General features: G+C 38.4%; 22 protein-coding genes and 3 tRNA genes. 7 read left to right on the top strand and 18 right to left on the bottom strand.

From position 1 onward, the window contains the following. Positions 1-607: 607 nt before the first annotated feature. Genes B0169_RS07900 through B0169_RS07890 form a run of 3 tightly spaced genes read right to left on the bottom strand, consistent with a single transcriptional unit; the run spans position 608 to position 1,728 of the window. On the bottom strand, positions 608-889 hold the full coding sequence (locus tag B0169_RS07900) for a hypothetical protein (RefSeq protein WP_077285413.1): 282 nt from the start codon (positions 887-889) through the stop codon (positions 608-610). Next, positions 886-1,386 carry a hypothetical protein gene (locus B0169_RS07895; RefSeq protein ID WP_077285412.1) on the bottom strand — a complete coding sequence of 167 codons (501 nt, stop codon included), beginning with the start codon at positions 1,384-1,386 and terminating at the stop codon, positions 886-888. Before B0169_RS07895 ends, B0169_RS07900 begins: the two co-directional genes overlap by 4 nt. Before the next feature lie 39 nt (positions 1,387-1,425). Further along, positions 1,426-1,728 (bottom strand): DUF883 domain-containing protein, encoded by a 303-nt coding sequence (locus B0169_RS07890; protein ID WP_077285411.1) that lies wholly within the window; start codon positions 1,726-1,728, stop codon positions 1,426-1,428. A gap of 492 nt (positions 1,729-2,220) precedes the next feature. Here B0169_RS07890 and B0169_RS07885 point away from each other — a divergent pair, with 492 nt between their 5' ends. After that, the gene (locus tag B0169_RS07885; RefSeq protein WP_077285410.1) at positions 2,221-3,087 is read left to right on the top strand and encodes an alpha/beta hydrolase family protein; all 867 of its coding nucleotides are present in this window, start codon (positions 2,221-2,223) and stop codon (positions 3,085-3,087) included. A 21-nt stretch (positions 3,088-3,108) separates the two neighbouring features. Beyond that, entirely contained in the window at positions 3,109-3,924 is an 816-nt protein-coding gene (locus B0169_RS07880) for an alpha/beta fold hydrolase (RefSeq protein ID WP_077285409.1), read from the top strand. 263 nt (positions 3,925-4,187) lie between these two features. On the opposite strand, the gene B0169_RS07875 is transcribed toward B0169_RS07880, so the two are convergent. From B0169_RS07875 to speA, 3 genes are all read right to left on the bottom strand, one after another. Beyond that, on the bottom strand, positions 4,188-4,691 hold the full coding sequence (locus B0169_RS07875; protein WP_077285408.1) for a DUF998 domain-containing protein: 504 nt from the start codon (positions 4,689-4,691) through the stop codon (positions 4,188-4,190). 704 nt (positions 4,692-5,395) lie between these two features. After that, on the bottom strand, positions 5,396-6,322 hold the full coding sequence (gene speB / locus B0169_RS07865; protein WP_077285406.1) for an agmatinase: 927 nt from the start codon (positions 6,320-6,322) through the stop codon (positions 5,396-5,398). Between the two features lie 11 nt (positions 6,323-6,333). Then, the gene (speA, locus tag B0169_RS07860) at positions 6,334-8,244 is read right to left on the bottom strand and encodes a biosynthetic arginine decarboxylase (RefSeq protein ID WP_077285405.1); all 1,911 of its coding nucleotides are present in this window, start codon (positions 8,242-8,244) and stop codon (positions 6,334-6,336) included. A 588-nt stretch (positions 8,245-8,832) separates the two neighbouring features. On the opposite strand from speA, the gene B0169_RS07855 reads away from it, so the two are divergent. Continuing rightward, a complete protein-coding gene (locus tag B0169_RS07855; protein WP_077285404.1) occupies positions 8,833-9,546 on the top strand; it encodes a PEP-CTERM sorting domain-containing protein in 714 nt (237 codons plus the stop codon). A gap of 170 nt (positions 9,547-9,716) precedes the next feature. Here B0169_RS07855 and B0169_RS07850 read toward each other — a convergent pair whose 3' ends face one another. The 8 genes from B0169_RS07850 to mutY form a co-directional block, all read right to left on the bottom strand. Then, complete coding sequence (locus B0169_RS07850) at positions 9,717-10,463, bottom strand: SOS response-associated peptidase family protein (protein WP_235838515.1); 747 nt, start codon at positions 10,461-10,463, stop codon at positions 9,717-9,719. A 5-nt stretch (positions 10,464-10,468) separates the two neighbouring features. Beyond that, a complete protein-coding gene (locus B0169_RS07845) occupies positions 10,469-11,725 on the bottom strand; it encodes a Y-family DNA polymerase (protein ID WP_077285402.1) in 1,257 nt (418 codons plus the stop codon). Next, positions 11,713-12,126, bottom strand: coding sequence for a LexA family protein (locus B0169_RS07840; protein WP_077285401.1), 414 nt, complete (start codon positions 12,124-12,126; stop codon positions 11,713-11,715). The genes B0169_RS07845 and B0169_RS07840 overlap by 13 nt, the downstream gene beginning before the upstream one ends. A 314-nt stretch (positions 12,127-12,440) precedes the next feature. Further along, positions 12,441-12,516, bottom strand: a tRNA-Thr gene (locus B0169_RS07835). Positions 12,517-12,681: 165 nt separating this feature from the next. Further along, a tRNA-Thr gene (locus B0169_RS07830) sits at positions 12,682-12,757 on the bottom strand. 113 nt (positions 12,758-12,870) lie between these two features. After that, a tRNA-Phe gene (locus B0169_RS07825) sits at positions 12,871-12,946 on the bottom strand. Between the two features lie 521 nt (positions 12,947-13,467). Further along, complete coding sequence (locus B0169_RS07820) at positions 13,468-13,740, bottom strand: oxidative damage protection protein (RefSeq protein WP_077285400.1); 273 nt, start codon at positions 13,738-13,740, stop codon at positions 13,468-13,470. A gap of 42 nt (positions 13,741-13,782) precedes the next feature. Beyond that, positions 13,783-14,865, bottom strand: coding sequence for an A/G-specific adenine glycosylase (mutY, locus tag B0169_RS07815; RefSeq protein WP_077285399.1), 1,083 nt, complete (start codon positions 14,863-14,865; stop codon positions 13,783-13,785). Positions 14,866-14,986: 121 nt separating this feature from the next. Between mutY and B0169_RS07810 the strand changes: the two genes are divergently transcribed. Continuing rightward, entirely contained in the window at positions 14,987-15,325 is a 339-nt protein-coding gene (locus B0169_RS07810) for a YggL family protein (protein WP_077285398.1), read from the top strand. Positions 15,326-15,476: 151 nt separating this feature from the next. Here the strand turns inward: B0169_RS07810 and B0169_RS07805 are convergent, their stop codons facing one another. Continuing rightward, positions 15,477-17,420 carry a methyl-accepting chemotaxis protein gene (locus B0169_RS07805; RefSeq protein WP_077285397.1) on the bottom strand — a complete coding sequence of 648 codons (1,944 nt, stop codon included), beginning with the start codon at positions 17,418-17,420 and terminating at the stop codon, positions 15,477-15,479. Positions 17,421-17,567: 147 nt separating this feature from the next. Between B0169_RS07805 and trmB the strand changes: the two genes are divergently transcribed. Beyond that, on the top strand, positions 17,568-18,293 hold the full coding sequence (trmB, locus tag B0169_RS07800) for a tRNA (guanosine(46)-N7)-methyltransferase TrmB (protein WP_077285577.1): 726 nt from the start codon (positions 17,568-17,570) through the stop codon (positions 18,291-18,293). Between the two features lie 80 nt (positions 18,294-18,373). Here the strand turns inward: trmB and B0169_RS07795 are convergent, their stop codons facing one another. The 3 genes from B0169_RS07795 to B0169_RS07785 all read right to left on the bottom strand — a co-directional run bounded on the left by B0169_RS07795 (position 18,374) and on the right by B0169_RS07785 (position 20,903). Then, entirely contained in the window at positions 18,374-18,718 is a 345-nt protein-coding gene (locus tag B0169_RS07795) for a hypothetical protein (RefSeq protein ID WP_077285576.1), read from the bottom strand. Positions 18,719-18,947: 229 nt separating this feature from the next. After that, entirely contained in the window at positions 18,948-19,424 is a 477-nt protein-coding gene (locus B0169_RS07790; protein WP_077285396.1) for a methylated-DNA--[protein]-cysteine S-methyltransferase, read from the bottom strand. Between the two features lie 42 nt (positions 19,425-19,466). Continuing rightward, a complete protein-coding gene (locus tag B0169_RS07785) occupies positions 19,467-20,903 on the bottom strand; it encodes a DNA-3-methyladenine glycosylase 2 family protein (RefSeq protein WP_077285395.1) in 1,437 nt (478 codons plus the stop codon). Positions 20,904-21,530: 627 nt separating this feature from the next. On the opposite strand from B0169_RS07785, the gene B0169_RS07780 reads away from it, so the two are divergent. Continuing rightward, positions 21,531-23,039 (top strand): sensor histidine kinase, encoded by a 1,509-nt coding sequence (locus B0169_RS07780; protein ID WP_158077064.1) that lies wholly within the window; start codon positions 21,531-21,533, stop codon positions 23,037-23,039. 68 nt (positions 23,040-23,107) lie between these two features. After that, the gene (locus B0169_RS07775) at positions 23,108-23,779 is read left to right on the top strand and encodes a GntR family transcriptional regulator (RefSeq protein WP_077285393.1); all 672 of its coding nucleotides are present in this window, start codon (positions 23,108-23,110) and stop codon (positions 23,777-23,779) included. Positions 23,780-23,882: the final 103 nt, after the last annotated feature.

Here is a 23,882-nt window from a genome sequence, read left to right as displayed (position 1 = left end):
TGGATAAGCAGCACTTGCTCAATCTTCCCTTTTAACCCATTACCTGCGTTAAAACATCGATAAATATACCCAAACCACCTGAAAATGCAGGATTGTGCAAGTCGAAAAAGGGTTAGCACCAAGGCATTGATTGAAAGGAATGGTTGTTCCATTGTCGAAATCAATAACGCCGGAGATGACCCTTTATCGCCTTGCCCTGTGGGCGCTAAGCTAGAAAATCAGTGCAGCGTTGCATACATGGATGTATGTACTTAGCTTTTGTCTGGAGCAAAAAAGCTGTGCAGCACTTGATAAGGTTCCCACAGGGATGTGGGGCATTAGGATAATGCAGGAGCAATTATCGAGAATAACCATTATCAAGTGCTGTGCCTTGCGCTAATTTCCTAGCTTAACTCTGAAACTGCATTTTCAAGTGGCTTGGGTATAGCTCACTATTCATAAACGTTTTGCCTTGGAAATGGCATAAAATGAAGCATTGATGGTGTCTATTAGTGATGTTCACCTTGTCATAGCATTTACTTTGCCACCTAAGTTTTTGATTCACTTGAATATCAAGTACTCATTTATCCAGAGTTCAGGCTAAGTAGCGAACTTAAGATGATTAACTTTATTTGGGCTCTTCAAAGTTGTTACTTTTAAGCCAGTCATCAAGGTTGCTTTTACCGAAGATAACCGCCATTTTTTTTAGCTGTCCAGTAATACTTGGGTGCATAAAGCCTTTGAGCAAACCTGCTGTGAAAATGGCTGACAGCCCTTTGGGGGATGTGATAAGTGCCATCGTTTTGCTGTTAGCGCGATGATTTTGAGCCCGCTCTAACGCATTTATCAGTTTTAGCTGGTCTTCACATTGATCCGCTTGTTTAGCTACTTTTAGTAACGATATGATCATAAATCACCTGCTAGTACCCGTTTGCTTCGGCTAAAACCGACCTCGCGTTTTACCCTTTTTAATAGCATGAAAAATAGTGCAATAAGTAGGCAGTTAAGGCCTGCTGCGGTTAATAGCCCGAGCCAAAGCGCTGAAAAAAAGTGCATGACTGTCAGTACTATGGCGACGTTAATTAAGCTCCACAAAGAGGTGATAAAAATGCAAATAAGCAGCAACAAAATGGCAAATACCACTATGGCTTGCAGGCTTATTTTGCCCTCTAAAAAAACTAGCTTGAGCGTTTTGTGATATTTAGTTTGTTTAATTTTAAACAAACTTTTAAGCGCAGAGTAGGTATCTTCAAATGAAGCTTGGGTTGATTGCTCTTGCTGACTTTTTCGCTCACCTTCTTGCTTTAAACGTAAGCTTTCAGTCTCAGCACTTTTGGCCTGAGACTGGTTTAGCTGAGCATGGCTTGGCGAATGTATTGAGCCTGTTGGCTGTGTGTATTTAGTCACGATATACGTTCCTCAGTTACCAGCTACAGCTAGCTTTAATTATTTTCTACGTAATAAGCTGGTTAGTAACACGCCTGCCGCAAATGCAATACCTGCGGTTGCTACTGGATTTTCAGTGGCATATTTTTTTACCGCGGATTGTTGCCATTTATCTTGTACTTCTTTTTGCTTAGCCGATAGACTTTCTGCGCTTGTTTGCGCAGCGTTACGTAGCTTGTTTTCAGTAGAGGCTGTTTTTTCAGCAAGATTGTCAATTGATTCGTGTAATGAGTCTTGAACTTTGTCAGATACTGGGTGTGTAGATTTTGTTTTTTTAGTGTTAGCTGTTGTTGTGTTAGCCATGTGAGCTATCTCCTTTGTTGAAAAACTATAGTGAGTAACATTTGCTAGTAATAGGAGAGGTGCAATGATTAGGCCAAGCGATATTTTTTGTGTTTTTAATTTTAAATCAATTGTTTAGGTTCTTTGTTAGGTTATGGGTTGCTATTATTGTTTTTCATCAGTGCAAAATTGACATAGTAAATTGAAAAAGTTACTTACTGCATAGCCAGTAATACTTAACTTGTTAGTGAGTCTGCTGGTGAGCTAACTGGGCAGCGTATCAAGTGATTAAGCGTGTTTTGATCAGGAGGCGCGCAGAGTTATTTTTTATGATTAACTATGGGGTTAACTATAAGTTTAATACTGTGTTAGCCATTTTCTCTATCAGTTAACAAACTTTGTTTTTATATGAATTGATTGTTTAATTATTTCATCTATATAGTTTTTCTTTTTCATTAGCGTTAGTCTTACTTATTAATAGTCACTAATAATTAAAATAAGGTGTTGTAGGCTATGAAGGAAATATCTTCGACAAATGTTAAAATCATTTGTACTGATGAACAGGAAATTTCTGCTTCGCTTTTTCAACCTCATAACGCCATGAAAGGGGCTGTGTTAATTGCGCCTGCTACCGGCATAAAAAGACAGTTTTATATATCCTTTGCTAATTTTTTAGCTGAACATGGCTACGCGGTGCTGACTTTTGATAATCGAGGGATTGGGGAGTCTTTAACGGGAAGTATTAAGCATAGTGAGGCTTCCATTCAGTGCTGGGGCGAAAAAGATATGCCGGCAGCGCTTAATTACCTAAAAGCTAGCTTTCCAGCCACTAAGTATCACTTAATAGGTCATAGTGCGGGCGGGCAGCTGATTGGTTTAATGCCTAATGTAAAAGAAATAAGCTCTGTTTTTAATGTGGCATGCTCTTCAGGGCAGTTGCAAAATATGCGACTTTCCCATCGGATGAAAGCTCATTTTTTTATGAATTTATTTATTCCGTTCAGTAATCTTATTTTTGGTTATACAAAATCACAGTGGTTCGGTATGGGAGAGCCTTTACCTAAAAATGTCGCGAAGCAATGGAGAGCTTGGTGTAATGCTGAAGGTTATGTCAAAGAAGCCTTTGGCAAAACTGTTTTTGAGCATTTATACGACGAGCTAACGACGCCCTCGTTATGGGTAAATGCCACTGATGATGATATTGCTAATGACGCCAATGTTGCTGATATGCTTACGGTGTTTCCTAAATTAAATGCGCAAACACTAACATTGGCTCCTGAAAATTATGGGTTAGCAGAAATCGGGCATATGAAATTTTTTAGCAAGAAATCGAATGTGTTGTGGAAATATGCTTTAGATTGGTTAGCCATGCATAAATAGTGACAAAATTAAGGCGCCAATATGGAAAAAACACCCAAAATTAATAGGCAAAATATAGCGATTGATACGCGCTTTATTGCAACGCCCTATGGCGAAATTTATATCAAACAATGGATACCAGAAAACGCTTACGATAAGCCCGCTCTTATACTTGTTCATGACTCGCTAGGCAGTGTTGAGCTTTGGAAAGATTTTCCTGCTATTTTGTCTGAGCGTTTATCTAGACGTGTTATCGCTTACGATCGTTTAGGTTTTGGAAGATCATTTGCCCGCAACGAGTTGCCGTCGGTTAACTTTATTGAAGAAGAGGCACTGATATACTTTCCATTGATTAAAGAAGCACTTTCAATAAGTCACTATTTACTACTTGGGCACAGTGTTGGTGGGGCTATGGCAATAACTATTGCCGCCAATGACCCTGATTGTTTAGGCGCTATTACGATATCAGCTCAAGCATTTGTTGAAGAGCTGACGCTCTCTGGCATTAGTAACGCTAAGGCATTTTTTGCCCAACCAGTGCAAATGAAACGTTTAGAGAAATACCATGGTAAGAAAACACAATGGGTATTAAGTGCGTGGATAGATGTTTGGCTGTCGCCTGAGTTTTCAAATTGGAATTTAGCGGGATGTATTACCAAGGTAAAATGCCCGGTGCTGGCCATTCATGGCGCTAACGACGAATATGGCTCAGTGGCTTTTCCGTGTTATATTAAAAATAATGTCTCAGGTATTGCTCAAACCGAAATTATTACTGATTGTGGACATATACCACACAAAGAAAAACAATCAGAAGTTGTTGATGCGATTGAGCAGTTTTTTACAGCGCATGCGCTTTAGCTTTGTTGGTATCAGTAATAAATAACCTGAATTCTGGATAAGCAGCACTTGCTCAATCCTCCGTTTTAACCCATTGTCTGCGTTAAAACGTCGATAAATAGCCCGCTATTGATCAACGTTTTGCCTTGGAAATGGCATAAAATGAAGTATTGATGATGTCTATTAGTGATGTTCACCTTGCTATAGCATTTACTTTGCCACCTAAGCTTTTGAATCACTTGAATATCAAGCACTCATTACCCAGAATTCAGGTTAAATACTTACTAAGCAGCACTGATATCTACAAGTAATAAACCGATACTGAAAAATATACTTGTTTCCGCAATACGTTGCGCTAGGCCGATAACCTGCTTAGGAAAGCCAATAATAAAGATGAGTAAAAAACTACAAAGTAAGAAGAGTGATATATCAATAAAGCTACTAGTATTGCTATCGATTAATTCATTGAGTTGATAGGCCATTGCAACATAGCAAACAGCGCCAACAGTATTATGTATGGCATTTTTCCATGTGCCTGACAATGGCGTTCCTGGATCACAAGGGAAAATAGCACTTAAAAAATAGCTTAAACCTAAAGCTCCTGATAAAAAAGCAGCTTGATAGTTACTGGTATAGGTAGCATAAGAAATAACTAAGCAGCCGATACCGACAGGTAAAAATATGATGTAGGAAACTTGTTTTTCATATTGAGAGCCTGATTCACCCAACTCACTGATGGTTTGTTTTAAATGGCTATATCCTCTGCGTTTTCTTGCATAAAACATCATAGCGCAAATTAAATAGACATATACCCAAGCTACTTGAAAATGCAGTTTCAGCGTTAAGCTAGGAAATCAGCGCAAGGCACAGCACGTAGATAATGGTTATTCCCTTATCAAGTGCTGCAACGCTGCACTGGTTTTCTAGCTTAGCGCCCGTAGGGCAAGTCGATAAAGGGTCATCTCCGGCGTTATTGATTTTAACAATGGAACAACCATTCCTTTCAATCAATGCCTTGGTGCTAACCCTTTTTCGACTTGCACAATCCTGCATTTTCAAGTGGTTTGGGTATAAATGATCAGTAATAAAAACGCCATAATTTATTTTCTCTAGCCTAGCCATTTGATGAAGGTGTACCTAAATGAATGGGCGGCTATTTTTAATTAATATCGCATAATATCTCATAGTATCAGCTTATTATGAACCATAGTTTATAGTTTTAATGAAAACGTGTTGTTCCTAGAGTTAGCCTAGCTAATGCCGAAATATTATTTTATTGCGCTTAGTGAACTTGATTGAAGTAAAGTAAAACAAAATGAATGAAGCTTGAGGTAAACACAGGTAGACGATTTAGGCGGCAGGGGTTTTTAACTTAATGATATGACGTTTTGCACATGTCGTTGGTGATACGTAATTTTTGTGTCACGACTAAAAACAGTGCTGGAAAATTACTTATAATAGCTTACCAGCACTGTGATGTGATTACGTTAGTTTATGGCAGCTTATGCTTTACTGTCCAAAGATGCGCTAACTCTACGGCAATTGTTGCTGCAGCTAGCGCGGTAATGTCGCTATTGTCATAAGCTGGCGCCACTTCAACGACATCCATGCCGACCAGGTTAATTCCCGCTAAAGCACGTAAAACCTTTAGTACTTTGTCTGTGCTCAAGCCACCACATACCGGTGTGCCTGTGCCTGGGGCAAAGGCGGGATCTAAGCAGTCGATATCAAAGGTTAAATAAACGGGCATATCACCGACTCGGCTTTTAATTAAAGTACTGATCTCATCAACACTCATATCATTGGCTTGCATGGCATTAATAACAGAAAAACCGTGATTATACTCTTGATAATTTGTGCGAATGCCCACTTGAATAGACTTGTCTCTATCAATCAGCTTTTCTTTCGGCGCATGATAAAACATAGTGCCATGGTCATAAGAGCTACCATTGTTATAAGTATCGGTATGGGCGTCAAAATGTATTAATGCCATAGTGCCAAACTTTTTCGCATAAGCTCGCAGTATTGGCAGGGTGACAAAGTGATCGCCCCCTAACGACAAAACGGTTTTATCTGCGTCGAGTAACTGGCCGACAGCGGTTTCAACCTGTTGGCAAAAGTGTGCTGCATCACCAGGTGAAAACACTAAGTCTCCCGCATCGACCATTTTACAGTGCTTTAATAAACTAAATGGCCACGGAAAACGCTTACCTTCCCACGCTAAATTTACAGAAGCTTGTCTGATTGCTGTTGGCCCCATACGAGCGCCAGAACGTCCCGTTGTTGCCATATCAAATGGCAAACCTAGTACGACAATATCGGCCGATGATGAAAGAGGATTTTGCTGCAATGGTTGACGTAAAAATGTCATGGCATTGGAGTAAATAGACTCATCAACTTGCTTGAAAATATTTTTCATCACAATTATCTCTAAAGATCTTCAAGGTAAGTGTAGCCTTTTAAGCCATCAACTAGCTCTTTAAAGATTTCATCACCTTCAGTTTTTGACAACCTAGCGTCGATAAGTTCGGCATAGGTCTGCTGAAATAACTTTGCGTCTAAATGCACATAGCTCAGCATGTCTTCTACGGTATCGCCTGCATTAATTTCAGTAATTTCGGCTTCACCATCGTCATTAACGAACACCACGGCGCTGTGGGTGTCGCCAAATAAGTTATGCATGTCACCTAAAATTTCTTGGTAAGCACCCACCAAGAAAAAGCCAAGTAAATAAGGCTCGTCTTCAGTCCATGCTGGTACAGGTAAGGTATTTTCAATGCCTTGTCCGTCAACATAATGGTCAATTGTACCGTCTGAATCACAAGTAATATCGAGTAGTACAGCGCGTTTTTCATGTGACTTTTCTAAATTGTTTAACGGTAAGACAGGAAAAACCTGATCGATTCCCCATGCATCCGGTAATGATTGAAATAAAGAAAAATTAACAAAAAACTTATCTGCTAGCTTGCTGGTTAAATCATCCATAATAGGTCGATGAAAACGGTTTTTACCGTCCATTAATTGATTTAATTCGTAACATACGCGTAAGTTAATTTGCTCTGCCCAAGCGCGTTGCGGTAAGTTTAATAATCCCATAGCAAATTGGCTGTGTACTTCTGCTAAATCACTTTGTGTGTCGTGATAAATTTCAATTAAGGCACGGTCATCGTTGCGGTTATTTAGCTGCTCTAACGAGCGCCACATATTGCTCAATAAAATTGATTCTTCAGCTACTGGTGCTGCCATTTCTTCTGGCTCATAAGACTCGGCGCCAATAACATTAGAAATAAGCACGGCATGATGTGCGGTTAATGCGCGGCCCGATTCTGAAATAATCATTGGCATTGGTTGCTCATAGCTCTTACAAATATTGCCAATGGTATGAACAATATTATTGGCGTATTCTGCTAAGCTGTAGTTCATTGAGTTATGTGATTGGCTGCGAGTACCGTCGTAATCAACGGCTAAACCACCACCGACATCCATGCATAGAATACCTGCGCCAAGCTGGCGAAGTTCACAGTAAAAGCGCGCAGCTTCGCTCACACCTAGTCTTACATCTCTAATATTGGCAATTTGCGATCCTAGATGAAAATGCACAAGCTTTAATGCCTCAAGTCTATTTTCTTTTTTAAGTATCTCGACCACTTTCAGCACTTGTGAAGCTGACAGACCAAATTTTGACTTTTCGCCGCCACTTGCTTGCCACTTTCCTTTGCCTTGCGATGCTAAACGCACGCGTATGCCTAAGCGTGGCTCAACATTTAATTTTTTTGCTTCGCTTAAGATCATTTCAAGTTCAGACATTTTTTCTAGTACGATGTGGACTTTATGGCCAAGTTTCTCACCAATCAGCGCTAAACGTACGTATTCGCGGTCTTTGTAACCGTTGCAAACGATTACTGATGAAACTTTTTGTGCCATGGCGAGTACGGCTAATAATTCAGCTTTACTGCCGGCTTCTAAACCAAGTTGAGTATATTCTTTGTTATGCTGGCTGGCTAAGATTTCATCAACAACTTCACGTTGCTGATTTACTTTAATCGGGTAAACCAATAAATATTTTTGCTGATAATCGTAATCTTCTATCGCCTTATTAAAAGCTTCACATAAGCTGTGAATACGATGATGAATTATTTGTGGAAATCGCACTAAAGCAGGCAATGTTAAGCCTTTATCTTCGATTATTTTAGCAATAGTGGTTAAGTTTACTGTGTGATTTTGATTATCGAACTTTGGCGCAACATATACATTACCTGTATCGTTGATACCGAAATAGCCCTGACTCCAATGACGTACGTTGTAGTGTGCACGCGCTTGATCAAGATTATCTTTATTCATGGGGTTTCCTTTTGTCTTGGCATTCAATAATGACAAGGTCATTGTGCATGGTTAATTGGCGCGAATTAGAGTTGAAGCTAGATTTAATGTCCAACAAAAAAAATAATTTTCTATGAGCATTATTATTGATTAAGCAAAGTATTAAAGGTGGATGTTGATAATTCTTTCTGAAGAACCTTGGTATTGAGAGGTTTTTAATTCACTTTACGTTACATGGTATGTGCAAAGGTATAAACCCTTTTTAGTTTGATAAAATGTGTAGCGTGATGTGGTTCAACAGCCACTAGGTTTCATTATATTTTCGTATTTTCGTGCGATATTGATGCAGGCTTAGCTTATCTCTCGGTTATCATTTTCGTAAGTTGATTTAATGCTTATAGTGCACTTTATGTAATAAATTCAACTGGTTGATAAGTTGTCGTTTGTCAAATTTTTTTCCACTATGTATTTTGTTATATTGGTATAAATATTTAAGCTTATGAAATTTAGTTGTTTTTTTATTTTGGTTTGATTTTTGCTTAATTCAGTGTGCATCACTATTTATTTTGCACCACATTACATTAAATGAAAAAGTTTAAAGGAAAATCAATGTTGTATTCCAAAAAAATTATTGCCGCTTTAAAAGCTAGCCTATTAGTGCTTTCGATCTCAATTGTTCCAAATACATACGCAGGTTTAATTAATATTTCTTCTGATTATATAGTTAACGTGTCACTTGACGGTGATCAGAATTCAGTAGGTACAGTGAATGGCTTAGCTAATAATGAAGTTATTGCTCGAGAGCGTCGAGATAAATCCCAAAAAGATAAGCGTATTGCTTCTTTTATCCAGTTTGATGTGAGTTTATTGACCTTAGACTTAGTTAACGCTTCAGATTTTTCAGCTTTATTTTCAGCCGACTTTTCTGAGCGTTTAAATATAATCAATGACATGAGTGTTATGTTAGGACAAGTTAGCAGCACTTGGGATAATGTTGCAGGAACTTTACCTGTATTTGAAATGGCGGGATTGTCAACCAATTCAGCGGTATTGGTAAATAATATCAAAACTGATACTTTTGATACTTACTCTCTTGATGTAACTGACATTGTGCGTAGTTGGGTAAGTGGAACGTCAGTAAATAATGGCTTTGTTGTATATGGTGCAGAGTCGGTTTATCAAGGTGCAGGTTTTAACAACATAGCGTTGAAGGTTACCGCTCCAGTGTCATCAGCAGTGACAGTATCAGAGCCAACTACACTTGTTATCTTTGGCTTAGCAATGATTGCGTTAGCATCACGTCGCTTTAAAAAACAATTTTAATCATTGTTGGTCATTCAAGCTGCATAGTTGCAGCTTGAGTGAGGATATTAAATAACAAAATGCTAAAAAACATCAATGTTAACCTTTGGTGTTTTTTTGTGTTTATTTTGCTTAATTCAGGCTGCTTTATTTGTTACTCATACTACTTGGCGCTATGTTAGTAACTGCATTTAGCGCATAGGGTGTTCATGCTGTTCGGTATCTAATGGAATTAATTCAGCTTTATTAATCGGCTTATGGCTCATTGGTTTATCTATTTGCTGAGCGAGCAAGTTTTGTGGAATATGAGGCTGTAACAAGGATGCAAACCGTTCAACATCACTAAATGTGCTATCAAGCCAATGATCAATGATAGTCTCGTCTTGTGGCAGTATTAGCGGCATGGCTTTACTGTGAATATGTGTAAGTTTCTTATGCGGTGGTAAGGTGATCACTGAACATGAAGTTTTTACTTCACCTGTTTGGCTATTAACCCAATCTCGAGATAAACCACCCAGTAATAGCCCTCCATGTTCGGCTTGCATATCAAAATAATGTACTGGCTTTTTATTGATAAATTCAGTTTCGCCGAAACCTTTTACCGCAATAACACAGCGAGAGTGTCTGTAAGCTTGATAACCAGCACTGTTAGGTGTGCTTAATTTATCATAGCGGGTGTTAAAGGATGTGTATTTTGAGGGTTTAAAGGTATTTTCAGTGCTATCTAGCAATAGCCACCAAATAGCATTTTCAACAACACGGCTATTAGCTTTTTCCCTAACAATAGAAACCGTATCAGCCGCTTTGACAAAATGCTTGTCGATCGGCCTATCAACCACTTTATTGATTTTTAAACTGGTATAGAGCTTTCTCACTCCACCATCAAAAGTCGCGTTAAGCCTGCCGCACATAATTTTCCCTCTGCTAATGTTAATCATTTATTTTAGCAGCTTATTTTAGGGATATGCTGCCAATTGGTGGTGAATTGTGGGCTAAGAAAGTGCCGCTTCATATTCCACTTTTGAGTTTGTCCTGCACTCGCAATATTAATACTACCAGCTCCATAACGTTTGTTAATGTTATCAAAGCATTCCATCAGTGCAGGATTGTTATTATCAATATCAAATAAATCACCTTGCTGAAATGTATTACTGGTTAACTCAATAGCGCCCACGCCACAACGATAAAAATTAACCCCCGATTGATATATTTGCGGTAAAACTAGCGAAACTGCTTGTGCGAGTTGACTGGTGTTATCGGTAGGAATAGCAAAAGGATAAACGACGGCTTGTTTATAGTAATCATTATCGTGTGGTGAACTTGCTGCAAACACCATTAATTTTTTTACTTGTGATGACTGCTGACGCAGTTTTTTAGCAACAATACCAGCATGGCTTGCTAATGCGGTATTAAGCACGCTGTAAGTACTGATCCGTTGGCCAAAACTACGGGTTGAGAATATTTCTTTTTTAGGCTCCTTAACATCACCCCAAGATAAACAGCTAATACCATTTAACTCATTTACGGTGCGTTCGGTTACCACACTAAATTGCTGACGAATATCTTTAGGGTTTTGTTTCGCTAAATCTAATGCGGTATGAATATTTTGTAGGGCGAGCCTTTTCGTTATTCGGTTACCTATACCCCATACGTCAGCTGTATTCATGCGTTGTAATACTGCTGATGCACTGCTTTTTGTGTCAATTACAGCCACGCCATCGAAGCCTGACAATTTTTTAGCAGCATGGTTTGCTGCTTTGGCCAATGTTGCGGTTGTGCCAAAGCCAACGCCAACAGGCAAGCGAGTTTCTTTCCATATCGCTTTTCTTATTTGGTGACCATAGTCATACCAATGAGTAATGGTTTTATGGAAGTTATTAAAATATAAAAAAGATTCATCAATGCTATAAATATGTTGGTTATCACAAAATCGACTTATCACTGTCATCATGCGCTCTGACAAGTCGGCATATAGTTCGTAATTTGAGGAACGAATAACAACGCCATGTTTGTGTAATAAGTCTTTAATTTGGAAATAAGGTGTAAATTTAGGAATACCAAGGCGCTTGGCAATCGGACAAGCAGCGCAAATACAGCCGTCATTATTGGTTAAAACTACAACGGGTCTATTGCGAATGCTAGGATCGAATACCTTTTCAGCCGAAGCATAAAACGAGGTAGCATCAACTAAGCCATACATGCTTTTAATTCTGGTGCTTGGTGATGTAGTCGAATTGAACGGGTAACAACCCCCTCTAATTGAAAATCATCACCGGGTAAAATTACTACGGGTTGATGGTGTTTAGATGCTGACAGTAAACGGGCTTGCTGCTTATCAATTATTTTGCAAACAAAGCAGCCGTTATAATTAGCGACAATAACATCACCATTTCGTGCAGTAAGCGCTCTATCAACAATTAATAAATCACCATCAAATATCCCCACACCCTGCATTGAAATACCTGAAGCTTGACCAATAAAAGTAGCATTAGGATGGCGGATCAGTAGCTTATCTAGTGATAAACCTAGTTCTTTGTATTCAGCTGCAGGTGACTCAAAACCAGAAACACCTGCTTCTATATAGATTGGAATAACTTTCATAACACTCAAAAGGTACTGTATTTTTGTACAGTATCGTTGCAACTTTAATAAATAACAAGAAAATTTTTAGCTAATATTGCCGCTTTTTGTTTTATGAAAGGACGATACGATAGTAATCAATGAATTATCAGTAGGTAAGGGCTATTCAGTCAGTAGCCGCTTCTTTCTTTTTGAGTGAATAATGTCGACTGCCGGCGTTGAACTGCTAGTCTAATATGAGTTACTGATTTCAGTCAGTGCCAGTTTCTTGAGGAATGAATTTGTTTTGGGCAAATAAAAAAGCCTCAACATAAATGCTGAGGCTTTGTTATGAATGGTGCCGACTGCCGGAGTCGAACTGGCGACCTACTGATTACAAGTCAGTTGCTCTACCAACTGAGCTAAGTCGGCACACGAAAACGTGTGCGATAATTATATTCTATGAACTAACTATCTTGGCACCGAATCAACAGAGTTGATTCAATTATATTTTTGTACTTCATCAGTCTGTAGCTGCTGAAGATTAAACTAGTCAATAAAAAAGCCTCAACATAAATGCTGAGGCTTCGTTATGAATGGTGCCGACTGCCGGAGTCGAACTGGCGACCTACTGATTACAAGTCAGTTGCTCTACCAACTGAGCTAAGTCGGCACACGAAAACGTGTGCGATAATTATATTCTATTGAATTAATTATCTTGGCACCGAATCAACATCGGAATTTGTTGATTCTACATTTAACTTATTTAAAAGCTAAAAGTGTAAATGGTGCCTCGACCCGGAATCGAACCAGGGACACGAGGATTTTCAATCCTCTGCTCTACCGACTGAGCTATCGAGGCACGTTAACAATCATAATAATTGTCTTGTACATTGTCTTCTTGGCTGTGCCTTGAAGACGGGGCGTATTAAACTGTTTTTCGTTTAGCCCGTCAACCCTTTTTTTTAAATAAATGTTTGTTTGCCGGTTTTTTCATCTGATTGTGCTTTTATAAAACGATTTACCTTAAGTTTTTCTACTTTTATGATTATTTATTATTTTTATGGCTTATAAAAAATGCCAATGTTAATGATGATAAGTTTACAATTGGCAGTGTAAAAAATATTTTTATCGATAAAAAGCGGTAAAAAACGACGATTAATCATATCAACAGCCGTTGTAATAATGAAAACGACTGAGGCTGTTGTAAAAAACTTAGTTATTGACGTTGTTATTTCTGATGTAAAGCAAGCTGAGTTGTGTTGATTAACTCGGTACTAAGCTCAGTACTAAGTTCAGCACTAAGCTCAGTCATGGTCTTCACAGTAAATTCAGTAATAGGCTTAGCCATAAGTATTGAAACAAAAATACTGTCGAGCGCTGTTATTTTTTTTCTGGGGTGTAGCCTTCAATTTCAGGCTCTTTACCGTCAAATAAATAATCGATCATAGCGGCTTCTAAAAATGCACGATCATCAGGATTCATCATGTTCATTTTTTTTTCGTTAATTAACATGGTTTGTTTTTTTTGCCAGTGACCCCAAGCTTCTTTAGAAATGTTATCAAAAATACGTTTACCTACTTCGCCGGGGTAAAGTTGAAAGCCTAGACCTTCGGCTTCTTTTTGTAAGTTTTGACAAAAAACGATACGGCTCATAATAAATTCTCTTTTGTATAAAGGTTTGTATAGATGATGAAATTAAACAGGTAATTGCTCTAGCTGTTTAATTAATTTCTGCGTTGATGCGGCTAGGCCCACCGACGCTGTTGTGGCTAAATTATACCACTGCAATGTGCTATTTTCGCTAATTTCTTTTGCCGGTAATACCTCACAGTCAACCACTATCGCTTCTATATCAAGATGAAAGTGGCTAAAGGTATGGCGAAACTTATCTAAAGCAAAGGTAGCTGTTTGTTTAAGATTTAATTGGCTTAATAGGCTAGCTAGCTCGTCGGTGTCTGATATCTCTAAAAAGCACCATAAGCCGCCCCAAATACCCGCAGGAGGGCGTTTTTCCATTAGCACTTGCTGGTTAACACGGGGGATTACCATAATGGTGCTTTTTTCTGGAATAGTTTTTTTGGGCTTCTTTTGTGGATAGCTTGCTTGTTCGTCGCTAGCAAAGGCTAAACAGCTTGTCTTGAGAGGGCAAACTTCACATTTAGGTTTAGAGCGAGTGCAAACCATAGCGCCTAAGTCCATCATCGCTTGGTTAAACTGAGCTACACCAACTTTAGGTGTTAAGGTGTCAGTAATTGGCCATAAAGTTTTTTCGTAAATGGCTTGGCCTGTATGGCCTTGTACTTTATAGCAACGCGCTAAAACTCTCTTAACATTGCCGTCTAGAATGGCGTGATGCTTATTTAGTGCCAAACTTAATATGGCACCTGCGGTTGAGCGGCCTATACCCGGAAGTGCGATAACTTCATCAATATCTTCAGGAAACTTGCCTTGGTAGTTATCTCTAATTATTTTTGCAGTTTTATGTAAGTTTCGTGCCCGAGCGTAATAGCCCAAGCCGGTCCAGTGATGAAGTACTGTATCTTCATCAGCATCGGCTAAAGCGGTAATGTTGGGAAAACTGGTCATAAACCGTAAATAATAGGGGATCACCGTTGCTACCTGTGTTTGCTGTAGCATAATTTCTGAAATCCAGACACGGTAAGGTGTTTTATCTTGCTGCCATGGCAAGTGTTTTCTGCCTTGCAACTGAAACCATGATAAGACTTGGTCGCTGAATGCTTGGGCAGATTTGGCTGATATAGTAGTTTTATTTGTCATAACGGCGACAGTGTAGCGAATAAAGCTTAGATTTTCATTGCAAAAATTTCTATTGCCACTATGCTCTCGCACAGAGTAATCAGTCAGTGTTTGGTTTAAACCAAGCCGCAAGGAATTAAATATGAAAGTAGATGCAAAAAATCGTAGTAACCGTTTACGTAAAAAATTACGTGTTGATGAATATCAAGAATTAGGTTTCGATATTGCTTGGAAGCTTGAAGATGGCGCTGATAATGAAACGGTTGATGCCTTTCTATCAAAATTTTTTGATGAAGCGATTGATCCAAATGGTTTAGGCTTCGGTGGCGAAGGTGATACGTTATGGCACGGTTTAGTGTGTACACAAAAACTGGGTAAGTGTACTGAAGAGCATCGCCAATTAGTTGAGAAGTGGTTAACTGATAATGGCGCAAGTTCAGTTACTGTCAGCCCGTTGTATGATGTTTGGTGGGCAGAATAGTTATTTAGCCGCGGTTAAATAGGACTCAAGCTAGTGGCTTACTAGCTTGAATTTTTAACCTACGCTGCATTTAGCACTTATTATTTAGCGCTGAATTATCTACACTTTAATTTTCTACAATCTAATTCCCTATACCTCAACTACGCTTTATTTATTCTGTTTTGAATTGCGATACTAAACTTTGCAGCTGATGTTTTTGTATGTCTAGCTCATTCATCACCAATGCGGTGCTTTCAGATAGCGCTGATATTTCTGTCGCCATATCAGCAATTTTAGTGACATTTTGATTAAGTTCATTGATCACACTCGATTGCTCTTGAGTTGCGCCTGCAACTTGTACATTCATCGACGTGATTTCTTTTATTTCCGATACAACCTCACCTAACACCAGTTTTGCATCATTGGTTTTACTTAAGCCCTCGGTTGCCAGTTTGGTGTTTTCTTTCATGGCGGTAACCGTTTCATTTGCTTGTGCTTGTAAACGTTGAATAACTTCATTAATTTCTTGAGTCGAGTTCTGTGTTCGGCCTGCCAATGTACGTACTTCGTCAGCCACAACAGCGAAACCTCGGCCTTGTTCGCCAGCTCGCGCAGCTTCAATAGCAGCGTTGAGTGCAAGTAAGTTAGTTTGCTCTGAAATACTGCTGATGGTTTCTATTACTGAGCTTATGGTTTGTGTTTGTTGCGCTAACTCTGTAATTTTATCTTGGGTAGTTCGGTTACTTTCTTGTAATTTCAGCATCACTTCGCTAGATTCATCAACTCTTTGATTAGAAACGCTAATTTGTTGCTCAGATGTTTCTGTTTTACTCGCGGTATTACCGGCAAGTTCGCTAACTTCTTGAATACTATGGCTCATTTCGTTAGTTGCAGTTGCCACAGAGTCTGACTCAATTTGTTGGCTTGCCACTAAACTATTAACGGTTAACGCCATTGTTCTTAGTTGTTCAAAAGATGTGGTCATTACTTCTTCTGCTTGCTTAATTTCTATCATGATATCTTGCACTTTACTAAGAATAGCATTGAAGCCTTTAGCCAGTAGCCCAAGCTCATTGGATTTACTGTCATCTAATCGTTGGGTTAAATCACCACCTTTTCCAGCCATATCAAGTAATCTATCGCCGATTTGCACTATCGGCTTAGTGATACGGTTTGCCATGAGTACCATAAGAAAAATAAAGCCGATCACAATGACTAAATTCAGCAGAGCTGTTTTGCTTAGTGCGGCATAAATTTTTGATAATGGCTCCGCTTTTGGCAGCATGGCGATCACTTTCCAATTGAGTTCAGGCATACCAACACTGGCAACATAGTAGTCGTCATTGTTATAACGTACGGTATCAAACACATAGTTAGCGTCATCAGTAAGTAATTTGCTCGCGGCGCTATCAAAGCCATCGAATTGCTGTAGTTTGGTACTTGGTAAGTTGTTTAATTCTGGATGTATAATGACGTTACCTTGATAGTCGCTGACAAATACATAACCGTTTTCTCCGACTTTATTAGCTAAAATATTTGCACTCACTTCATCAACTTCATAGCCGATGCCCGCAATGGCTAGATCTTTGCCTTGGTGTTGTACTTTGTAGTTAATAAAGGTAGTTAATTTTCCTGTATTTTCTTCGAAATCAAAAACAATTTGGAATGGCTTTTCTTGCTGTAGAAACTGATAAAACCATGGATCATTTTGTCGGGTGATTTTTTTTAAAATACCGCTCTGATTAAAATAATTATTTGAGATATTTGAGACCCAAAAAACCGTTACCGCATCATTTTGCTGTTGCATGTGTTGTAAAAAATTGACTACTTGCTGCTGTTCGCTTGCAGGTTCGTCAGCCATTGCCCAGTCAATTAAATATTTATTTTGTGTCATTGACCGAGCTAACTCTAGTGGCGTACCGAGTTGTGCTCTGATACGTGCTTCAACTTTGGCTAACTGGTTAGGTAATATGTCCTGTTCTATGTTCGTTTCAAAAACGGTGGCAAAAATACTATTGTTAAGCGCTATGCTGACAACAGATAGTGTTATAAGGGAAGCGGAAATTACCGCTATAAGTGCTTTTCTTATTGAAATGCTATTTAGCCAATTGATCACAAGTGTCTCATTTTAAACTGATATATCTATTATAGTTGTAGACTAGAAAGTCAGAATAGACAATCTTCAAGCTACAACTTCTTTGTGTTTGAATTTATTTGTTTAAACGTGGATAATATGCGCCCTGATTTTTCTTTAAGAACGACTATGACTGAAAGAACCCATAAAACTATTGAGCAAGCAGAACAAGAAGGTAAGTACATTAGAAAAGTACGCAGCTTTGTTAAGCGAGAAGGTCGTCTGACTAATGGCCAAGCAAAAGCTTTAGAGCAGTTTTGGGATACTATGGGGCTGAACCATGAAGATGGTTTGCTTGATCTTAGTACTTTGTTTGGCAACGACAACCCAGTGGTATTAGAAATTGGTTTTGGCATGGGTAAGTCATTAGTTGAAATGGCTAAAAATGCGCCTGAATTGAATTTTATTGGTGTTGAAGTTCATCGTCCAGGCGTAGGCGCTTGTATCGCTTTAGCGCAGGAAGAAGGCGTTAACAATCTTAAAGTATATGAACATGATGCTATTGAGGTTTTAGCTGATTGTATTCCCGCTGAGTCACTAACAACTGTGCAATTGTTTTTTCCTGATCCATGGCATAAAAAGAAGCACCACAAACGTCGCATTGTACAAGCAAGCTTTGTTGAAGCTATACGCCAAAAACTTAAAATTGGTGGCGTTTTTCATATGGCGACTGACTGGGAAAACTATGCTGAATGCATGCTAGAAGATATGAAATCTTCACCGGGCTATAAAAACTTATCATCAAATGATGATTATGTGCCGCGCCCTGATTCTCGCCCGTTAACTAAATTTGAAAACCGTGGTCAGAACTTAGGTCATGGTGTTTGGGATTTACAATTTAGTCGTATTAGCTAATGCTAACTGAAATTTATTCAGGTGGTATAACTTACCACCTTGATTAATTTATATTTTTATTCTGATAACTTTGTGGCAGGTTATCGGTGTAACTTGTCTCGTTCAATATGAAACAAGTGCTGCGTATTGCGCAAATTACCTGTCTCTTTCAGCCACTGTTCATCAATAATCTCTCGCTTTAATGCCGCTTGTAGAATTCGGCCTGCAGATGCGCTCCAATAATGTATTGTCGCTTCTTGGTGTGCAGGGCTATTCGGTAATTTTTCGTCGCGAGTTTCAGCCATTTCTACCACGATACTTTCGATAACTTTAGGTTTCAGCTCTCGAAAAATTTGCCGCTTAAATTGGGTGAAACGTTTGGCGCGTATAAACTGCCATATCAACCAAATTAAGAATAAAACTGCGATTACAACGATGATTTCCAAAACAATAATACCCAAGTAGAGTCAAAAAATACCGCGCCATGATAACAGTATTTTTTGCACACAGTTAAGGTTTTTAGTGGCCATTAATTCACGTTAGATGTTTAAAAATAAAACTGCAAACTATGGCCAACTCAGTGCTTGATGTGGGTTACATGACTTTTCGTTTATACAAGTGTTGAATGAGCGAACATCAACCTTGTGCTGCTAACTTGTTCTAAATTATGAGTGACTATGGTTTAAACTGCGCTCCTTCGTGCATTAATAATTTTGCTTTTAAAGCTAGGCCCCCAGCATAACCTGTTAATTTGCCATTACTACCAATAACACGGTGACAGGGGACGATAAGCGCAATTGGATTAGCACCGTTTGCTGTACCAACTGCGCGCACCGCTTTTTCATTATTAATACTTTTAGCAATCCAGCCGTAGCTTTTGGTTTCACCGCAGGGAATTTCGGTTAATGCTTGCCAAACTTTTTTTTGAAAAGCAGTTCCTGTTGGTGCTAAAGGGATATCGAAGTGCTTGCGAGTGCCGCTAAAGTATTCGGATAACTGTTCGATGACCTCAGTGAACTTACTGTTATCTTGGCTCAATCCAGCAAAGGAAATAGGAGACTTGCCGGTTTGAAATGCTAAGGCGCTTAAACCATGGTCATTGGCTGTTAAAGCTATTTCACCTAATGGTGACTGGTACGTAGAATAATACATTTAAAGTTTCCTGATCATTAGCCTAAACGGGCGTTGAATAGTTTAGGTTTTAGCTGCTAGAGATTGCCATAAATATATAGCTGCGTATGCACGCCAAGGTCGCCAGCTTTCCGCTAAGGTTAATATATCTTTGTTTTTAGGTTTAATTTCATCGTATGTTAAGGCTTTAATGATGCCTAAATCGGCACTTGGAAAAGCGTCGGGATCACTTAAGCCACGCATGCCAATATAATTGACTGTCCAAGGGCCAATACCTTTAAGTTTTGTTAAGGCTATTTCAAGCTCTTCAATAGTTAAGCCCTTTGTGAATATGCTTTGCTGAGCCTGAAAATAGCTAACCCAAGTTTGTAAAGTGGCGATACGAGAGCGAGTTAATCCAATATCTTGGTAATTAACATCGAGTAATGCATTAATACTTGGGAAATATTTGCGCGGCTTGCCTTTACCCGCAGACTCACTATCAGCAACATTATCTCCATATTTTTCCGCAATGCGTTGGGCCAGAGTTGTTGCACCTTTTACTGATATTTGTTGGCCTAAGATAGCTCGAATAGAAAATTCAAAAATATCCCAACAGCCAGGTAGGCGTAACCCCGGAACTTGTTCAATAACTGCCGCTAGTTTAGGGTGCTTTGCTAAATGTTGATGGATAATTTGCATGTCAGCATCTAAATCGAACATACGGCGAACACGCACAATAACTTGGTGTAAATAGCTGTAGTCGGTTAGCTTAACGGTTAAGTTTAAGGCATTTTTACTTTCGTGTTGACTAACCTTTAACCAACCGCGACAGTCGTCAAGCTCTATGGTGCGAAAGTAATACTCAGCACTAATTTCTTCAATATTACTCATTTTTCTTGACTGAAAAAAGCTCAGCATAAGTGGCCAATCAAAAGGTGCTTTATAGGGTAATAATATTATGACTTGGTTATCAGTGTTTGTGATGTTTTTACCTCTGATTTCGCTAGGTGTTACCTTGTAAGTTTGCAGAATAACTTCATTAAAACGTCGTATGCTATTAAAACCAGAAGCAAAAGCAATATTTGTCATGCTTAATGATGTTGTTATAAGTAGTTTGTGGGCAAGTAATAAACGTTGTTGATGAAAAAACTCACTTGGTGACAGGCCATAATACTGGGTGAAAATACGATGAATTTGTCTTTCGCTAATATCAAGTTGTTGAGCGCATTTTTGTAAACTGTAACTGTTTTCATAATAAGCTTGGCTGATTTGTTTTATTTTTCTTGGTAGCGGTAAGCTTGGCGCAAGTTGAGGAAAACAACGTTTACAGGGGCGAAAGCCTGATTTCTGTGCTAGTTCGGCGCTCTCATAGTAAGTGACATTTTCAGGCTTTGGTGCTCTAGCGGGGCAAATAGGGCGGCAAAAAATACCTGTGGTTAAAACCGCAGTAAAAAACTTACCGTCAAAACGAGCATCGCGGCTTAAGCGTGCTTTTTCACAAACTTCAATATTTAACATGTTTTATTTTTAGCCATAGTGATACTTTACTCGTCTGAATAGTTTTTTTGATGATACGCTAGGCAATGTAAATGGCTAGCGATAATCGGACAAGACCTAAAATATAATGATGAAAGCAAGTGCTTTGGAAGAGCTCCTACTTCGAAAACCGACTATTTATTAAAAATAGATCGGTTTAATTTTAGAGATAAACTTAATTGTAATAAGCTCGCTTACTCGGAAAAATAGTTTGGCTGCTCTCTTTCGCTTATACATTACCCTATAGAAAACCTTTAAGTTCAGTATGTTATTCCAAGTTAATAAAATAATTTTGTTACTCAGATAAGATTACAGGTAACATTAGTTGATTAATCGTTTTGTAATTTGACTTTATTACCCACTATTATTTAAATAGTGTTACGATTTAAGGATATATAGCTATGCTGTGGTTAATTTTCGGGCTGTAGTGGTGGTTTTTTCAGGTGCTAAATACATTGTACTTAGATAATTTTTATAGGTTTTATCAGTGATAAAAAACATTGCGTGGATGAAGTAATGGACAACAAGGGTGCTTTTAATAGTAAATTAAGTCGACGAGTCTTTATTTATATTCTTCTGTGTAGCGCTTTATTATCTGTGTGCTCAACAATGATTCAACTCTATGCAGATTTTCAAAGTGGCGTATCCGAACTTGATGAGCGATTTAACGATATTGAACTGAGCTTTAATCAATCAATATCGACCAGTTTATGGGATTTTAATGAGCCTTTAGTTCGACAACAAATTGAAGGGATATTACGTTTAGCCGATATTCGTCATGTCAAAATAACCACAAGTTTTGGTAAAATTTATCAAGTGGGTGATATTACTGCTGAGGTGAAAAAAACAGAAAACTATCCAATTATTTTCGAAGGTAATAGCATTGGCAATATGGTGATATCTGCTGATTACCGAGATATCTATCAAGAGCTATGGCAAAGAGCCGGTTTTATTGTTATTTCAGAATTTATTAAGATTTTTATCGTCGCTTTTTGTACTTTCTTTATTGTTCACTGGCTTATCACTCGCCATCTATACCGTATCACTTTGTATTCGAAAGCGATGACAGGGGAAAACATAGATACCCCCTTAATACTCGAAAACCGTGGTGAAACAACCGATGAGCTTGATGAGCTCGTCTCCGCTATTAATGATATGCGCTTAACGCTCAAGGACGATATTATTCAGTTGGAAGATGCTGAAAATGCCTTAATTAATCTCAATGGCGATTTAGAGATAAAAGTTTATGAACGTACAGCTAAGTTAGCGGAAATAAACCAACACTTACAACAATCATTAAATGAATTAACCTTAGCGAAAGATCAACTCGTACAGTCAGAAAAAATGGCCTCTCTTGGGCAATTAGTTGCCGGTGTTGCCCATGAAGTAAATACACCTTTAGGTATTTGCGTTACGTCAGTAAGCGCTTTAAAGGAAAAAATTTCAGAATTAAATCATGCGCTTATTGATGAAACGTTGAGCCGAAAACAATTGAGCTCAATTTTAAAACTGTTTGTTGAATATGAGCAAATTATTGAGCGTAGTTTAAATAAAGCCGTTGATTTAATTCGAGGCTTTAAATCTGTCGCCGTCGAGCATCACACCGATCCTAAGATAAATATAAATTTAGCCCAACATGTCAATGATGTGGTAAATACGGTAAAAACCTTATTTAAACAAAAAAACTATACGATTAAGATCGAAATTGATAAAGCATTAAATGTGTTTACCTTTCCAAGTGCATGGAATCAAATATTGACTAACTTTCTGACTAATTCACATATTCATGGTTTTGAAAATTGTATGAAAGGTGAAATATCCATTGAATTTCAAGCGAGTGAAGATAGCCTAGTGCTGATATACCAAGATAATGGCAAGGGTTTAGATGAAAAAATAAAAGATAAAATATTTGATCCATTTGTGACGACTAAGCGCGGTTTTGGTGGCTCAGGTTTAGGCATGAATATTGTTTATAACTTAGTGAACACTAAGCTTGGCGGTAGCATTAAAATAGCTGACAGTGAACACGGCTGCTGCTTTGTTGTTAAAGTACCTTTACAAACCGAGCAAGGCAGTCATACAAAACCGCTTGATCCTGATTTACCTTTAATTGATTAATAGTGGCTTTTTTTTGTGTTTAACCTGCAGTTATTTATAATAGCTGCAATATTTTCAGGAAGCCCAGTATGAGCATAATATATAAAACTAGAACACAATTAGTTGTAGAAACACTAAGAGAAAAGATCTTAAGTGGTGAAATTCAAGCGGGGCAACCTTTAAGACAAGCAGCGCTAGCGACTGAGCTAAATGTTAGTCGAATTCCTGTTCGAGAAGCGTTACTACAGCTTGAAGGGGAAGGTTTAGTGGTTTTTGAACCACATAAAGGCGCAACGGCAACTGAGCTCAATGCTGACCAAGTTGATGAATTGTTTGAGCTGCGTGCAATGTTAGAAGCAGATTTATTAGCAAACTCATTGCCGAACCTTAGTGATGAAACCTTGGAAGAAGCAACGCAATTATTGAAAAGGCTTGATAAAGCGCTTGGTAAAGAAAATGCAGCTAACACTTGGAGCGAACTTAATTCAAATTATCACAATTGTTTATATTCGGGAGCTGATCGTCCGCAAACTCAGCTTTTAGTTGATACACTCAATAAGAATGCAGATCGTTATATTCGGATGCATTTATTGTGGGCTGGGGGGATATCTAAAGCAGAATCAGAACACAATGAAATTTTAGCCTTATGTAAAGCACGCAATGTTGAAAAAGCCGTGGCCTTATTAAAACAGCATATTTTAGGTTCTCGTGATGAAATCAAAGCATTTTTGAATGAGCGTGAATCGATTATTAGTGGATGATTGTCACTGGGTGAGTTTTATTAGATCACCTAGCTAGATGTAGCCAATGTTATGCTCTGTAGGTAAATTTTTGTTTTAATTAATGACTTGTTATCTGCTTGAA

Origin of the sequence: Cognaticolwellia aestuarii, assembly GCF_002000025.1 — a bacterium.
GTDB classification, from domain to species: domain Bacteria; phylum Pseudomonadota; class Gammaproteobacteria; order Enterobacterales; family Alteromonadaceae; genus Cognaticolwellia; species Cognaticolwellia aestuarii.
This window is presented reverse-complemented; position numbering and strand designations above follow the sequence as displayed.

Excerpts from the sequence above, each read along its gene's own strand:
- B0169_RS07810 (WP_077285398.1), top strand. The coding sequence starts at position 14,987 with ATGAAAGTAGATGCAAAAAATCGTAGTAACCGTTTACGTAAAAAATTA.
- B0169_RS07885 (WP_077285410.1), top strand. The coding sequence starts at position 2,221 with ATGAAGGAAATATCTTCGACAAATGTTAAAATCATTTGTACTGATGAA.
- B0169_RS07850 (WP_235838515.1), bottom strand. The coding sequence starts at position 10,463 with ATGATTAACATTAGCAGAGGGAAAATTATGTGCGGCAGGCTTAACGCG.
- B0169_RS07790 (WP_077285396.1), bottom strand. The coding sequence starts at position 19,424 with ATGTATTATTCTACGTACCAGTCACCATTAGGTGAAATAGCTTTAACA.
- B0169_RS07840 (WP_077285401.1), bottom strand. The coding sequence starts at position 12,126 with ATGAAAGTTATTCCAATCTATATAGAAGCAGGTGTTTCTGGTTTTGAG.
- speA (WP_077285405.1), bottom strand. The coding sequence starts at position 8,244 with ATGAATAAAGATAATCTTGATCAAGCGCGTGCACACTACAACGTACGT.
- speB (WP_077285406.1), bottom strand. The coding sequence starts at position 6,322 with ATGAAAAATATTTTCAAGCAAGTTGATGAGTCTATTTACTCCAATGCC.
- trmB (WP_077285577.1), top strand. The coding sequence starts at position 17,568 with ATGACTGAAAGAACCCATAAAACTATTGAGCAAGCAGAACAAGAAGGT.
- B0169_RS07880 (WP_077285409.1), top strand. The coding sequence starts at position 3,109 with ATGGAAAAAACACCCAAAATTAATAGGCAAAATATAGCGATTGATACG.
- B0169_RS07890 (WP_077285411.1), bottom strand. The coding sequence starts at position 1,728 with ATGGCTAACACAACAACAGCTAACACTAAAAAAACAAAATCTACACAC.
- B0169_RS07775 (WP_077285393.1), top strand. The coding sequence starts at position 23,108 with ATGAGCATAATATATAAAACTAGAACACAATTAGTTGTAGAAACACTA.
- B0169_RS07845 (WP_077285402.1), bottom strand. The coding sequence starts at position 11,725 with ATGTATGGCTTAGTTGATGCTACCTCGTTTTATGCTTCGGCTGAAAAG.
- B0169_RS07875 (WP_077285408.1), bottom strand. The coding sequence starts at position 4,691 with ATGATGTTTTATGCAAGAAAACGCAGAGGATATAGCCATTTAAAACAA.
- B0169_RS07820 (WP_077285400.1), bottom strand. The coding sequence starts at position 13,740 with ATGAGCCGTATCGTTTTTTGTCAAAACTTACAAAAAGAAGCCGAAGGT.
- mutY (WP_077285399.1), bottom strand. The coding sequence starts at position 14,865 with ATGACAAATAAAACTACTATATCAGCCAAATCTGCCCAAGCATTCAGC.
- B0169_RS07900 (WP_077285413.1), bottom strand. The coding sequence starts at position 889 with ATGATCATATCGTTACTAAAAGTAGCTAAACAAGCGGATCAATGTGAA.
- B0169_RS07855 (WP_077285404.1), top strand. The coding sequence starts at position 8,833 with ATGTTGTATTCCAAAAAAATTATTGCCGCTTTAAAAGCTAGCCTATTA.
- B0169_RS07780 (WP_158077064.1), top strand. The coding sequence starts at position 21,531 with ATGATTCAACTCTATGCAGATTTTCAAAGTGGCGTATCCGAACTTGAT.
- B0169_RS07785 (WP_077285395.1), bottom strand. The coding sequence starts at position 20,903 with ATGTTAAATATTGAAGTTTGTGAAAAAGCACGCTTAAGCCGCGATGCT.